General features: G+C 60.4%; 15 protein-coding genes and 1 pseudogene. 9 read left to right on the forward strand and 7 right to left on the reverse strand.

What is annotated here, in order from left to right; genetic code table 11:
- Positions 1-8: 8 nt before the first annotated feature.
- From ABIG06_RS22375 to ABIG06_RS22390, 4 genes are all read right to left on the reverse strand, one after another.
- Positions 9-659: a 3-oxoacid CoA-transferase subunit B gene (locus ABIG06_RS22375; protein WP_370138653.1), complete on the reverse strand. Its 651-nt coding sequence runs from the start codon at positions 657-659 to the stop codon at positions 9-11.
- A 4-nt stretch (positions 660-663) separates the two neighbouring features.
- Entirely contained in the window at positions 664-1,317 is a 654-nt protein-coding gene (locus ABIG06_RS22380) for a CoA transferase subunit A (protein ID WP_370138654.1), read from the reverse strand.
- Between the two features lie 66 nt (positions 1,318-1,383).
- A complete protein-coding gene (locus ABIG06_RS22385) occupies positions 1,384-1,998 on the reverse strand; it encodes a hypothetical protein (protein ID WP_370138655.1) in 615 nt (204 codons plus the stop codon).
- Complete coding sequence (locus ABIG06_RS22390; RefSeq protein WP_370138656.1) at positions 1,995-2,921, reverse strand: alpha/beta fold hydrolase; 927 nt, start codon at positions 2,919-2,921, stop codon at positions 1,995-1,997. The genes ABIG06_RS22385 and ABIG06_RS22390 overlap by 4 nt, the downstream gene beginning before the upstream one ends.
- Positions 2,922-3,072: 151 nt before the next feature.
- Between ABIG06_RS22390 and ABIG06_RS22395 the strand changes: the two genes are divergently transcribed.
- The 4 genes and pseudogenes from ABIG06_RS22395 to ABIG06_RS22410 all read left to right on the forward strand — a co-directional run bounded on the left by ABIG06_RS22395 (position 3,073) and on the right by ABIG06_RS22410 (position 7,119).
- Complete coding sequence (locus ABIG06_RS22395) at positions 3,073-5,562, forward strand: alpha/beta hydrolase (protein WP_370138657.1); 2,490 nt, start codon at positions 3,073-3,075, stop codon at positions 5,560-5,562.
- A gap of 10 nt (positions 5,563-5,572) precedes the next feature.
- Positions 5,573-6,436 (forward strand): alpha/beta fold hydrolase, encoded by an 864-nt coding sequence (locus ABIG06_RS22400; protein WP_424578389.1) that lies wholly within the window; start codon positions 5,573-5,575, stop codon positions 6,434-6,436.
- Positions 6,437-6,475: 39 nt separating this feature from the next.
- Positions 6,476-6,652 carry a hypothetical protein gene (locus ABIG06_RS22405; protein ID WP_199751434.1) on the forward strand — a complete coding sequence of 59 codons (177 nt, stop codon included), beginning with the start codon at positions 6,476-6,478 and terminating at the stop codon, positions 6,650-6,652.
- A gap of 16 nt (positions 6,653-6,668) precedes the next feature.
- A pseudogene (locus tag ABIG06_RS22410) lies at positions 6,669-7,119 on the forward strand (potassium channel family protein).
- Here ABIG06_RS22410 and ABIG06_RS22415 read toward each other — a convergent pair.
- The gene (locus ABIG06_RS22415; protein WP_124160088.1) at positions 7,100-7,783 is read right to left on the reverse strand and encodes a helix-turn-helix domain-containing protein; all 684 of its coding nucleotides are present in this window, start codon (positions 7,781-7,783) and stop codon (positions 7,100-7,102) included. The pseudogene ABIG06_RS22410 and the gene ABIG06_RS22415 sit on opposite strands and share 20 nt — an antisense overlap.
- 306 nt (positions 7,784-8,089) lie before the next feature.
- Here ABIG06_RS22415 and ABIG06_RS22420 point away from each other — a divergent pair, with 306 nt between their 5' ends.
- From ABIG06_RS22420 to ABIG06_RS22435, 4 genes are all read left to right on the forward strand, one after another.
- Entirely contained in the window at positions 8,090-8,725 is a 636-nt protein-coding gene (locus tag ABIG06_RS22420) for a response regulator transcription factor (protein ID WP_370138659.1), read from the forward strand.
- 258 nt (positions 8,726-8,983) lie between these two features.
- Positions 8,984-9,265: a hypothetical protein gene (locus ABIG06_RS22425; protein ID WP_199751433.1), complete on the forward strand. Its 282-nt coding sequence runs from the start codon at positions 8,984-8,986 to the stop codon at positions 9,263-9,265.
- Between the two features lie 95 nt (positions 9,266-9,360).
- On the forward strand, positions 9,361-9,630 hold the full coding sequence (locus ABIG06_RS22430) for a hypothetical protein (protein ID WP_370138660.1): 270 nt from the start codon (positions 9,361-9,363) through the stop codon (positions 9,628-9,630).
- Between the two features lie 224 nt (positions 9,631-9,854).
- Positions 9,855-10,181 carry a hypothetical protein gene (locus ABIG06_RS22435; RefSeq protein WP_370138661.1) on the forward strand — a complete coding sequence of 109 codons (327 nt, stop codon included), beginning with the start codon at positions 9,855-9,857 and terminating at the stop codon, positions 10,179-10,181.
- Positions 10,182-10,220: 39 nt separating this feature from the next.
- Here ABIG06_RS22435 and ABIG06_RS22440 read toward each other — a convergent pair whose 3' ends face one another.
- Positions 10,221-10,655, reverse strand: coding sequence for a L,D-transpeptidase (locus ABIG06_RS22440; RefSeq protein ID WP_370138662.1), 435 nt, complete (start codon positions 10,653-10,655; stop codon positions 10,221-10,223).
- Positions 10,656-11,020: 365 nt separating this feature from the next.
- Between ABIG06_RS22440 and ABIG06_RS22445 the strand changes: the two genes are divergently transcribed.
- Positions 11,021-11,686: a helix-turn-helix domain-containing protein gene (locus ABIG06_RS22445; protein ID WP_370138663.1), complete on the forward strand. Its 666-nt coding sequence runs from the start codon at positions 11,021-11,023 to the stop codon at positions 11,684-11,686.
- A gap of 61 nt (positions 11,687-11,747) precedes the next feature.
- Here the strand turns inward: ABIG06_RS22445 and ABIG06_RS22450 are convergent, their stop codons facing one another.
- Positions 11,748-12,323, reverse strand: a complete 576-nt coding sequence (locus tag ABIG06_RS22450; RefSeq protein WP_370138664.1) for an invasion associated locus B family protein — start codon at positions 12,321-12,323, stop codon at positions 11,748-11,750.
- Positions 12,324-12,350: the final 27 nt, after the last annotated feature.

The following is a 12,350-nucleotide window of genomic DNA, read 5'->3' on the forward strand; positions in this document are numbered from 1 at the left end:
TCCCTCGCTCATATCTTCATTTCAGGGACGCTGTCGCCGACTATGAGCTCGGCCTCGGTGACTGCCATGACCTCGCCGACGCTGACGCCGGGAGCGGTCTCAAGCAGGGTCGCGTTGCCGTTCGGAAAGCCGATCACCGCGAGGTCAGTGACCACCAGGCTCACCGGGCGGTCCGACGTCAGGGGCAGGTTGCAATTCTTGACGATCTTCGACTTGCCCTTCGCGGCATGCTGCATGGCGACGATAACCCGCTTGGCGCCGCTGACCAGATCCATCGCGCCACCCATGCCGGGCACCATCTTGCCGGGAATCATCCAGTTGGCGAGGTGTCCGCGCGCATCGACTTGCAGGCCGCCGAGCACGGTGACGTCGACATGGCCGCCGCGGATCAATGCGAATGACATGGCGCTGTCAAATGTGCTTGCGCCCGGCAGGGCACTGATGGGTCGGCCGCCGGCATCGGTGAGCAGGGGATGCGCCAGTCCCTGTTCCGGAATGGGGCCGGTGCCTATCAGCCCGTTTTCGGACTGGAAGAACACTTTCAAATCGGGCGAGACATAGTTGGCGACGAGGGTCGGAATACCGATGCCGAGATTGACGAGGTTGCCGACCTTGAGCTCTCGTGCAACCCGTCGGGCGATGATCTCCTGTGCATCCATGATGTCACCCGTTGGGGTTCGTAATGAGATAGTCGACCAGCGGTGCCGGTGTCACGACGTGGTCGGGCGCGATGACGCCCACGGGCACGATGTGCTCCGCGGTCACGATCACGGTATCGGCCGCCATGGCCATCACCGGATTGAAATTCCGGGACGTCAATGCATAGGAGAGATTGCCGAGGTAGTCGGCTAGGAAGGCATGCACCAGAGCGAACTGGGCGCGTAGCGCGGTTTCGAGCAGATACGGCTTGCCGTCGATTTCGATCTGGCGCTTGCCCTCCGCGACCAGCGTGCCGACTCCGGTCGGCGTGAGCACGCCGCCCAAGCCGCTGCCGCCGGCGCGGATGCGCTCGGCGAAAGTGCCCTGCGGAATGAGATCAACTGCGACCTGGTTCGTCAGCATTTGCTGCTGCGCCTTCGGATTGAGGCCGATGTGGGTGGCGGTCAGCCGCGACACCAGCGTGGCGTCAAACAGCTTGCCGACCCCTTTGCCCGGCGTGGCCGCGTCGTTGCTGATGATCGTAAGGTTGCTCTTCTTCTGTCGTACGAGCTCGTCGAGCAAACGCTCCGGCGTCCCGACACCCATGAAGCCGCCGACCATGACGCTCGCGCCGGTCGGGATCATCGCAACGGCTTCTTCGACGGATACGGCCCTCATGGTGGAACTCCGATCGGTTCGCCCACGGAATGTTGGCGGACGGTGGGCGCAATCCCTTGATTTGTGTCAAGGCTTCGCGTCATTCTGGTTGCGCGAAGTAATGCCGATACTCTCCAGCAGCTCGTGCCATAGCTTGCGCACCTCAGCGTGGCGCTGTTCGAGCGCTGCGCTTACGGCATCGCGAAACGGCACGAGGCTTTCGCCTTTCAGGAACATGATTTGTGCCTGCAGCAGCCGGCCGCTCTCAAACTCGACGCGCCGGATTGCCATCGCGAAAGGATCGTTCGGATTTGCCTCCACCGGAAGCAGCGCCGCCGGCCTGATGCCGGCGTGAATGGCGTGAGCGAGGGTTGCAAGATCCACGGCAAGCGCCAGGGTTGGATCTGGAATGCCCGCCGCCGGTGCGGGAAACCAGGTGGTCTCCCAGGCGGTCGCCAGATAGCCGAGCGCGAGGTCCGGCGTCCAATTCGTTGCGCGCAGCAGCAGGGAAACGATTTCCGACTCGTTGTAGAACTGCGCGTTCAGTTCGGTTTGCCAGGTTGATTCCAGCCTCGGAGGCAAGGCTAGAGCGAAGCGACGCCCCAGCGCGCCATGCGCCGAAATCAGGAAGCTTGCGACGCGCGTCTGCTGCCGGGGCGGCACGCGACCGTCGAAATCGAGCGGCCCGAAGAACCCATTCATGAGGTCGCTCTCTGCACGGGAACCGCGCGCAGATGATCGTAGCCGGCAGGAAACGGCATGAGATCGCCGCCTGCCTCGTCCGGGGCGATCCAGACCGATTTGTTTCCCCGCCAGCGTCCGGCCATCACGTCATCCGCGAAGCGGGCGAGCAAATCGGCCGTCAGTGCAGGCTTCTCCAGCGTGAAGGCATGATAAGCGCGAGGGATGATGACGAGGCTGCTGTTTGGAATCTTTACGCGCAACGTCTCGTGCAGCGCACGTGGCGTAAGGAAATCGAATTCACCGTTCAGGATCATCGTCGGTAGGCCGATCGACGGCAGTTGCGGCGTCAGCGGTTGGAAGTCCAGGAAGGATTCCATCAGGTTCTGCAGGGCATAGACATCGTTCACCAGCCAGCCCTGCCTCTTCACACTATCGAGCTTGTCCAGCACCGGCGCCAGCCATTGATCGGAGACATTCATCGGCAGCAGCAGATCTTGCAGGTAGCTGGTGCCGCCGAGGATCAGGCCGGTGCGCAAAGCGTTGCCGAGCAGGAAGAGTTGCGGTGGCAGCTCCGCAAAGCAGCTCATCGGTACCAGCCCGGACAATCGGTCGCCATGTGCAATCGCATAGCGCAACGCGATCAGACCGCCGAAGCTGATGCCGCTCAGGAACACGGGCCCGCTGCCGAGCTCCTGGATCAGAAGGTGCAGGGCCGCAACCTGATCGTCCTGGCTGATGAAGAGGGCGGGCTTGTCGGATTCGCCCTGACCGAGCAGATCAAATGTTGCGACGCGAAACCGCCGTGCGATGAGCGCATCGCGATAGGCGGTCCACAGCTCGGCATACTGCGTCAGACCGTTGACCAGCACATAGGCCGGCGCGTCGGTAGGGCCGTCAAGCTCGTAGCGGATCCGATACGAGCCGTAGCTGAGGAAGGGCATTGCGGCAGTCCCGCGGGTAATTTGCTGCGGAAGCATCCTCGGTCAGAACTTCAGCAATCCATTGAGTTAAGTCAAAGGATGCCGTGCGGCGCCTCCTAGCGTCCGATCAGAACAATCCCCGGAGGAATTTGCCATGAAAGGGAGTGAGGCTATGCGTCGTCTTCTCGCGAGTGCAGTGTTGCTGTTGATCGGCACCTCGCTTGCGCTTGCGCAGCCATTCACGCGCCGCTCGTCGCAGATGCAGCACGACGAGCTGAAGAAGACCTACGAGATTGCGAACTTCCGACTGGGCGGCAAGTACGATCTGTCCGATCCTTCCAAATGGGAGAATGGCGGCGAAGGCGGCGTTACGCTGGAGTCGCTGGGCGGCGGCAAACTGCGGACCGCCTATATCGCGATCGGCAATGCCCGCCGCAACGCGGCCGGCGAGATCACCAATGCGGTGATCGTCAATTCCTACTACTCGGGCGACTCCACCGACATGTACGAGCAGTGGGTCAAGGGCGCGGCATTGTCAGGCGGCGTGCCCATTATCGGTCCAGGCAGGCCCATCGACACCGGTCGCTACTATGTCGTCATGGTGGACCCGCTCGGTACCTGGGGCGCGAGCAAGCCGTCCGACGGGCTGGGGACCAAGTTTCCTCAATACAGCTACTACGACATGGTGCAGGCCAACTACCGCATGCTGCGCGACGGCCTGAGGATCACTCGCGCCGCCTTGATCACCGGCGTCTCCATGGGTGGCACTCAGACCTATGTGTGGGGTGTCATGCATCCCGAGTTCATGGGCGGGCTGATGCCGATTGGCGGCACCACGCAATCCGATGGCGATGACCCCGTAGGCAACTGGACCTTCCAGATGATGACAGCGGCAATCCAGTCGGATCCGGTGTGGCAGCAGACCAAGGGCGATTATTACAAGCTGCCCAAGGAGAAACACCCGGTTCCGGGCTTGGCGTTCGGCTGGTCGATCCTCGGCATGACGGGCTACGATTTCGCCTTCCGTACGAGCCAGAACTGGAGTGCGGTGCAACCCGAAATCTTCTACTGGGATCCGCCGAACGAGAAGGCGGGGCTCAGCGTCATCAACCGTGCCAAGCTCTATGACGCCGTTGACCTCGTCTGGCGCAACCGGGTCGGCGAGACCCACAATGTCAATCCCCATCTCGGCCGCATCCGCGCGCGCACGCTGGTGATGCATATCACCAACGATCTCTGGCTGAACTTCAAGCTGGCGGAGAAGGCCGTCGATCGCGTTCCCGGCGCAGATCTCATCGCTCAGGAAAGCCCGGTTGCGCACTACGGTGTGTTCCCGATCATCAATCAGCGCAAGAACGATCCGAAGTTCGTCTCCTTCATGGATGACGTGGCGGCGCTGGATCGCGCGCAGACATTCGATGACAAGAACTATCGCGTGCCCGGCGTGGCGGAGAACATCGATCCGAAGAAGTCCTTCTGGAAGGATTTCGTGACCTACCCCTATCCAGTCAAGTACGCCAACGCGAAGGACAAGAGCGGCAATTCCTGGCAGATCGGCTACATGGACGAATATGCGGGTACCGATAAGGATCCGAAGGTGCTGGTCATCATCCATGGCAAGGGCGCCTTTGCCGGGCACTACGGCAACGTCATGCAATATGCTCTGCGCAGCGGCGTGCGTGTGATCGCGCCCGATCTGCCGCACTACGGCATGTCCGGACCGGGCAATCTCGACAAGAGCCCGGCGCGTACCATGCAGGACATGCGCGAGGTCATCTATGACCTCGTTGTCAACCAGCTGGGAGTCAAGAAGGCGTATTATCTCGGCCACTCCCTCGGTGGCCAGTTCGTAATGGGCTACGCCCTGACCTGGCCGGACGCCGTGCAGGGTCTCGCGCTTGAGGCCCCCTCCGGCCTCGAGGAGTATCCACGCGACATCACCATCGCCAAGGACAAGAAGGCGAGGCTGTTCGACCGGGCCTTTGACCACGACTTCGACAAGTGGAAGGCAACCTGGGGCCCCACCGGGATTCTAGACGCCGAGATGAAGCGTTCGGAGCAGAACGTCCGCGACTTCTTCTACTTCAAGAAGCGCGATCCCGAGACAAACGTGGTCTCGACCTCCAAGAGCGGCTACTTTTTCAGCGACAGCGAGTATGCACGCTTCCACACCGAGCAGCGCGTCGGCTTGATCAAAGGCAATCCGAAAGAGCTCGAACAATGGTGCAACGTGTTCATCTACGACATCTACACCATCGGCGCCGAGCTGCAGCAGGATGATCCGAAGAACCTCTACGAACGGCTTACCGAGATCAAGGCGCCGATCTTCCTCTCGTTCGGCGACAAGGAGCCGTTCATCCCGACGCCCGCCTTCAACGGACTGACGGATCTCGGCCGGGATGCGATTACGCCGTTCATGTCGCGCATGACCAATGCCGGCAATCGGCCGCTTCTGAAGATCTATCCGGAGACTGGGCACTTCATCCATACCGACAATCCGGTGGAATTCCCGGCTGACGTCGTGGACTTCGTGATGAGGGGAGCGGTCGATACCTCATCACCGCTCGGCACGGACCGGATGATCAAGGGTGCCGTGATCTCTGCCTTGCCGGTGGCGCCGACGCCTCCGGGGGCAGCGCCTACCGCCGGCCTGAACAAGTAGGGCCGGGACCATGTCGAGAGTTCAGGCGGGTGATATCCAGTTGGGTTGGCGGGAGTGGGGCAGAGGCGACGTCACCGTCGTCTTCATCCACGGCAATCTCGCCAGCAAGGACTGGATCGAGCTCGCCGCACCGCTTTTTCCCTCGGGGCTGCGCGTGATCGGCATCGATTGGCGCGGTTGCGGCGACAGCGACCGGCCAAAGCCGGTCGCGGACTATTCCAATTACACCATGCAGCAGCATGCGCAGGACTTGCTCGCCGCGCTCGATGCGCTCGGCATCCGGTTCTGCCACCTCGCCACCCACTCCACGGGCGGAATCATCGCGGCGCGGATGCTGCTGATGCAGCCCGAACGGTTCGGGCGGGTATTCGCGCTCGATCCGATTACCCCCCTCGGCATGGCCTTCAATACCGATCAGATCGGCGTGTTCCGCGCGATGATGGCGAGCAAGGAGGTGACGCGGGCCGTGATGGCGACTGCGGCATCCTCCTTGTTCGTTCCCGACAGTCTGGCACCGAACACCGTACCGCGCTTTCGAGAGGGGCTTGGAGACATACCGCTTTTGTTCGAGCGCATCCTCGATCAGACCTTCGGCGTCTCGGAAGGCATTTGGATCGGGACGCCCGTGAATCTCAACCTCGAGTGGGAGAGCAAAGAGCTGGAGCGCCGGATGGCGGAGATCAGGCATGCGCACCTGGTGCTGTGGGGCGAGCGGGACGGGTGGATTCCGCCAGCAGATCTGCGAGCGATGGCGACGGAAATGCCGGACTGCCGGCTCGTGATCGTGCCGGGTGTGGGACATTCGATGAACCTCGAAAATCCGGCGCTGTATGCCGGCTATTTCGGCGCCTGGTTCGGAGGACTGACGCGGTAGGCGCATCATTATCGGTAGCAACTGTATGAGGACGATATCATGGCCGGCACGACAAAGCTCTCGGTTGAGAAGGCACTCGAAAAGCTGCGCGGCGACGAGCCCCAGAAGACCAGAACGGAGCAGCGGGACGAGAAGAGCGAGGCGCTCAACAAAGAGATAAAGCGCATGAGAGCACAAAGGCTGCGTCTCGACCCGACCTCACGCAAGCGCAGCTGAACTCCGTTCGGTCCGGATGGCACTTCAATTCCTGGCAGGCGCTCTCGTCAGCGCGATCAACATCATGATCTACGCGATTGGTGGGTGCCACCAGTATTGCGCGAGCGGCGGGCCTGAAGCACACGGCGCGGCCAAAACTGCACTTAATGGCCCTGATGGTCGCAACGGCAACGGTGCTCATGCTCGCACACACGCTGGAAATTCTGGTCTGGTCGCTTGCCTATCTGATCCTCGACGCGGCGCCCGCAGGATCCGATCTGCTCTATTTTGCCTTCGTCAATTACACCACGCTGGGTTACGGCGACATCACGCCGCAGCAAGCGTGGCGGTTGACTGGGCCGATGACCGCCATGAACGGCATCCTTCTGTTCGGCTGGTCGACCGCCGTGCTGTTCGAAGTGTTGCGCAAGACGCTTGAGCACCTCTCCGCGATCGGCGCTTCCGGGGTTAGCCCTGCAGATCGATAGTGGCGAGCTTCCGACGGTCCGACAATACGATCTGGCGCTGCGTGTTACCGATAAAATCAATGATGCTAAGTTCATGCAGCCGCGATAGTGCGCGCGAAACAGTTTCAAGCGTCAGGCCGAGATAATCGGCGATATCGCGGCGCGACATCGGGAGGGCGATGACCTCGGCTCCGGTCAGGCGCTGGTCCATCTCGAGGATGAAGGCGGCAACACGTTCCAGCGAGGTCTTGCGCCCCAACAGCAGCATATGGTCCTCGGCATGCTGAAGGTTGTTCGTCGTCATGGTAAGCAGGTTGTTGGCAACGACGGGATCGCTGTCGGCCACCAGCTCCAGGGTTTGCCTGCGGATCAGCCGGACGGTGGTGTCAACGATCGCCTCCGCCGTGAAGCGATGTGAATTGCCGTTCTCCAATCCGAAGATGTCGCCGGCAAGGTGAAACGCGCCGATTTGGCGCCGTCCGTCCGACAGGAGCTTGTAACTTCGCACTGCACCCGTCTTGACCTGATACACGTAATCGGCGGCCTCTTTCTCGCCGTAAATCTCAGTCCCTTTCTTGTAAGAAAATTCGCTCAAACTGACGGCCGGATTCGATCCGCTGGTCAGCCCGAGGTCGCGGAGTGAATTTGGGCGGCGCGTGGGATCGGTCGTGATGCGCACAAACATGGCTAAATCCTCAACGAATCGCTGAATTGGGTTCAGATCAATGTTCATTGGGGGGAATGCGCCGCGCTGTCTCACTCCCGCCGAGGTTGATTTACGACTAAAGAGGATATTCTCGTCCATTGTCTCTAGGAACATTGTACCTTGGGACAGGGTCGAAGGATCGGCGGAATGAAAAGGATCAGGGATCCTGTCGTGTAATCTGAAATGCGGTGCGCTCAATTGCCGATGTTGATCTCTGATCCAACCGAATTATGAGAGCGTTCAATGCACGGCGCTCGGCAAGAATATCGCGACTAAGAGGTAGAATTGCCTGGCCTGATTTGTGTGGTTGATGACGACGCTTCGTTCCGGACGGCAATTGAACGCCGCCTGAAGCTGGCGGGTTACGATGTCGAAACCTATTCGTCGGCAGAGGAACTGCTGGGGCGTCTGCCGAGCGGCGAGCAGCCTGCTTGCGTGCTGCTCGACGTGAAGATACCCGGCCTGAGCGGTCCCGATCTGCAAGCCCGGCTGATCGAGGTGGGTTCGACACTGCCGATCATCTTCGTCACCGGCTATGCCGATACTGCAACGACCGTGCGCACGATCAAGGCTGGCGCGGAGGATTTCCTGACGAAGCCGGTCTCTTCAGAACTGTTGCTCCATGCCATAGAGCGTGCATTGGCGCGTCACAGTTCCGCGCAGAGCCAGAGAAACAGGCTCGATGCGTTTCGCACCCTCCTGTCGGGCCTGACGCCGCGAGAACGCCAAGTCTTCGATCTTGTCGTCCGCGGCAAGATCAACAAGCAAATCGCACACGAACTCGGAACGACGGAGCGCACGATCAAGGCGCATCGCCATCAGGTCATGGACAAGATGCGTGTCCATTCCTTGGCAGAATTGGTCTCGATTGCGGAGCGGCTCGGGTTGATTGATGCGAACGTGCCTAGAGATCAGGCATAGGAGGTGCAACCACCGCCGTGTGGCCAGCGCTGCATCAAGGCATATCACAGGTTATCGACACGCCGAGTTTCGGAGCACGCAATGTAACGGTCAGGACGGAACTAGTCTAGCGCGGCGCGCTGCGTCCCGATGAGCCCGTATAAGCTTGATGTCCTTTCCCGCTGCTCAAAGCGCAGTTCTGTTGATTTTTATCAACGGTCCCGCGACGGATGAGCCCACGTTAGGTTTTGATTACCACCACATTTGGGAGGGACGAGCATGACGGGAATTGCCAAGCATCTTGGAATGATCGCGGCTGCATCTATCTTCGTGGCGGCTCCGCTGTCGCTCCAGCCATCATCGACGAGCCTTTTGACGGTATCTCTGGATAGCGCCGAAGCCAGGGTCGGGCGGCCGCTGACGCCGATGAGCGTGGCGGGCGTCAATCGCCGGGTGCATCGCCGGGCCTATTATGGCGCTGCCGCCGCGGGTGTCGCACCTTATGGTACGTACCGGTATCGGCGAGCCTGCGGGTACTATCCGTATCCACCCTGCTACTGAGATTCGACGTGAGGCTCGCCGTCTGCATCGCCATTGATGGACATGTGCGCTGAGCCCACTTCGTGCCGTTTGGAATCGCGAAACAGGAGGTGCTTATGAAATTGTCATCCAAGACCTTCGGACCCGTCACCCTCAGCGCAATGGCGTTGAGTGCGTCACTGGCCACCCTGGGGCTCTCGGTCAGCAGTGGCCCGGCCGCCGCAGTGGTGTACTGCCAGTACATCGACTATCCGCCGAGTTGCATCGCAAGACCGGGCGTCGTGCTGAGGCCGCGTCCGGTCGCCCGTGCAGCCGCTCGCGAAGCGGTGCGTCCCGGAACGCCGATGAATCGCGGCGGACCGGTCAACCGGGTCGGACGCCGCTGAGCGTGGTGCTTACGTCCGCGCGAGAGAGCAGGACCCGGGCTTTCAGGCCGGGGTTTTGCTTGACGGAACGCCTCGCAGAACTCCTGCAACCATAAGGCTAGAGAGCAGGGCACTACGGAGAGTAACGTAGGTGCAGCCAGGCTTGCGCCAGATCAAATTCTCTAAGCTGACGTCTACTAGCATTTGTCACTCGTGCGGCGAGGTCCAGAACGGACACAAGTGGAATGAGCGGCATCATGCTTTTCAAGACACTCACGTTGCATTCGCTGATTTACCTCGCGGGCATGACGACCTCGATGGCCGTCCACCAGACGATTTCGTTGCCCGGCGTGTCGGCAGGAGGTCCGCCCTTCGTCGGACAAACCGCAAATCGCTCAGCGAAGGGCGACAGGTTGCGGGTAGTCCAATCGAAGCGGAAGGTGCCCGATAAGGAGCCGGCCCGCGTACAGCCGCGAGACCTGTTCAAGTCGGGCAAAGCGGCTTGCAAGCCTCCAATCGACGTGCCTGGTCGATGCTTTGCGGCGGCTGCGCCGATCCAGAGATCGGTCTAGCCTTTGCAGCGCGACCGAAGCGGTCGCCGCTGCTCTGCATCAGGGCAAGATCTCGATCGACGTATTCTGAGGTCCCTGAGTCTGGATCAATTCGAACAGCGATTGCGCGTGATCCGGTGCCAGCCGAATGCACCCGTGCGACACCGGACGCCCAAGGTTGCGGATCTCATATGTGCCGTGGATTGCATAGCCGCGATGGAAGAAGACCGAGTAGGGCATCGGCGTGAAGTCGTAGAGCTTCGAGTAATGCATGCGCTGGAGAGAATATGGCCGGAATGTGCCGGTGGGCGTGCGGTATCCACGCCGGGCCGTCGAAATTGGCCAACTCGCAAGTTGGGTTCCGTCGACGCTGACCACCATGGTCTGGGTGGAAAGCTGAACGCGGACCGTGACGGCTGAGTGAGCGCTTTGATTGGCGAGGCCGATGAGCAGCACTGCGGTCAAAATCAGGATCGAAGGCAACCGTGAAGTCATTTCGTTTCTTCTAAGGCTTTTCGCTGATGCGACGGGACGGCTGGGAGTTGATGCGGTCAGGCTGGTCGTCCTTTCAGCGTCGAGTACGGCGATGCCAAAGAGCCATCCACCAGGGTTGCTGCAGCCTAGGCGAGGCTGGGCGTGCATTGTTGATCCGACGCAAGTCGATGCCTTGCAGCTTGATATCGGTTTCTGGCAATCCGGCGCTTCCGAGGTGCTTTCATACTGAATTCGCAAGCGTACCTGGCGGAGCCCCGCATCCGGGCAAATACGGAGACCAAGTTGAGTTTGCCGCAGATCAAGCTCGCCTGGCTGCGGTCTGCCTAGCATTCGTGCATTGTTAAGTTCCGTCGGAGACTTTTACGATGCTGTTCAGGACGAACACCTCCAGCAGCCGTCCGGTTGACGGGCATCTCGCAGCACTCGCCGGCGTGAATGTGTTCTGCAGTGAATTTCGGTATCGCAGAGGGACTGAAGTCTTCGGCGAAGGCGAGGAGACGGAGTACGTCTACCAGATCATCTCCGGCGCAGTGCGCACCTACAAGCTGCTCTCGGACGGTCGTCGTCAGATCAACTCGTTCCACCTGCCTGGCGACATGTTCGGGCTCGAGAACGGCGCAACCCATCGTTTTACCGCTGAAGCGATAGTTGAAACGAGAGTTCGCATAACGAGGCGGCGAAGTCTTCTGGACGCGACGAGAGATCGTGAAGGCGGCGTCGCCAAGGTCATCGGCCTCGTTACGCAGAGTCTTCAGCACGCCGAGAATCACATGCTCCTGCTCGGGCGCAAAACGGCTCTCGAAAGGGTGGCTGCATTCCTCCTGGAAATGGACGAGCGTCTATCTCAGCCGGATGTAATGATTTTGCCCATGAGCCGTCGCGACATTGCCGACTATCTCGGTCTTACATTGGAGACGGTCTCGCGCGCGTTTTCCAGCCTCCGAGACGAAAAGATGCTGCAATTCGACGGACCAACACAACGGCGTATTGCGCTGACAGATCGAGGGCGTCTTGGGGACCTAAATGCATGATCCTGGTGCGAAAACCGTAAGCTCAGCAAGATCGTTGTTCAACCTGGCGAGAGACCTAAGCTCACTCGTCAATGTCCTGTTCGTACGTACGCGCCGGTGATCCCTTACGTACCGGTCCAAATTGCGCAAGTGGTAGCGACGTTGTGACCGACAGGAGTTTGTTGTCGACGACCTCGAGATCTAGCGTCTTCCCGCTCTCCATTTCCTTGATGAGCTTTGGGTTAGCGGCATCACCTGCAATGCAGGCATTGCTGAGGCACCAAGTGTACGGCACGCGGTAGGGCGCGCCCTGATCGACCCTGAGCTTGACGGGAGCTTGGAGATACATGCCCACGGGAACAAATAATTGCAGCCGCGCAGTCTTCTCGCCTTCGCGTTCGATCAAATCGACGCGGACGGCAGTCTGACCCGTCTCATAAGTCCCGGTGATCGACGTCCGGCAAAGTGCCTGAGCGCCGCCGGCCTTGAAGCAAAGCTTCTGCCATGCGCCATATTTGATCTCATCCGCCTTTCGCTGGCCGCGAGGAGCGATTTCGGCAATCGCCGGTATTGCCAAGGCTGCGAGTAAGGCGAGCGCGACGATAGCTCTCGTGGAGCGAGTATCCTTCAGGACGTTTCTGTGATGTACGTCTGCCATTTTCCTGCTCCGCATCCTTCGGTCGCA

The organism is Bradyrhizobium sp. USDA 326, from assembly GCF_049739485.1.
Classification (GTDB): domain Bacteria; phylum Pseudomonadota; class Alphaproteobacteria; order Rhizobiales; family Xanthobacteraceae; genus Bradyrhizobium.

Excerpts from the sequence above, each read along its gene's own strand:
- ABIG06_RS22375 (WP_370138653.1), bottom strand. The coding sequence starts at position 659 with ATGGATGCACAGGAGATCATCGCCCGACGGGTTGCACGAGAGCTCAAG.
- ABIG06_RS22380 (WP_370138654.1), bottom strand. The coding sequence starts at position 1,317 with ATGAGGGCCGTATCCGTCGAAGAAGCCGTTGCGATGATCCCGACCGGC.
- ABIG06_RS22385 (WP_370138655.1), bottom strand. The coding sequence starts at position 1,998 with ATGAATGGGTTCTTCGGGCCGCTCGATTTCGACGGTCGCGTGCCGCCC.
- ABIG06_RS22390 (WP_370138656.1), bottom strand. The coding sequence starts at position 2,921 with ATGCCCTTCCTCAGCTACGGCTCGTATCGGATCCGCTACGAGCTTGAC.
- ABIG06_RS22395 (WP_370138657.1), top strand. The coding sequence starts at position 3,073 with ATGCGTCGTCTTCTCGCGAGTGCAGTGTTGCTGTTGATCGGCACCTCG.
- ABIG06_RS22400 (WP_424578389.1), top strand. The coding sequence starts at position 5,573 with ATGTCGAGAGTTCAGGCGGGTGATATCCAGTTGGGTTGGCGGGAGTGG.
- ABIG06_RS22405 (WP_199751434.1), top strand. The coding sequence starts at position 6,476 with ATGGCCGGCACGACAAAGCTCTCGGTTGAGAAGGCACTCGAAAAGCTG.
- ABIG06_RS22415 (WP_124160088.1), bottom strand. The coding sequence starts at position 7,783 with ATGTTTGTGCGCATCACGACCGATCCCACGCGCCGCCCAAATTCACTC.
- ABIG06_RS22425 (WP_199751433.1), top strand. The coding sequence starts at position 8,984 with ATGACGGGAATTGCCAAGCATCTTGGAATGATCGCGGCTGCATCTATC.
- ABIG06_RS22430 (WP_370138660.1), top strand. The coding sequence starts at position 9,361 with ATGAAATTGTCATCCAAGACCTTCGGACCCGTCACCCTCAGCGCAATG.
- ABIG06_RS22435 (WP_370138661.1), top strand. The coding sequence starts at position 9,855 with ATGAGCGGCATCATGCTTTTCAAGACACTCACGTTGCATTCGCTGATT.
- ABIG06_RS22440 (WP_370138662.1), bottom strand. The coding sequence starts at position 10,655 with ATGACTTCACGGTTGCCTTCGATCCTGATTTTGACCGCAGTGCTGCTC.
- ABIG06_RS22445 (WP_370138663.1), top strand. The coding sequence starts at position 11,021 with ATGCTGTTCAGGACGAACACCTCCAGCAGCCGTCCGGTTGACGGGCAT.
- ABIG06_RS22450 (WP_370138664.1), bottom strand. The coding sequence starts at position 12,323 with ATGGCAGACGTACATCACAGAAACGTCCTGAAGGATACTCGCTCCACG.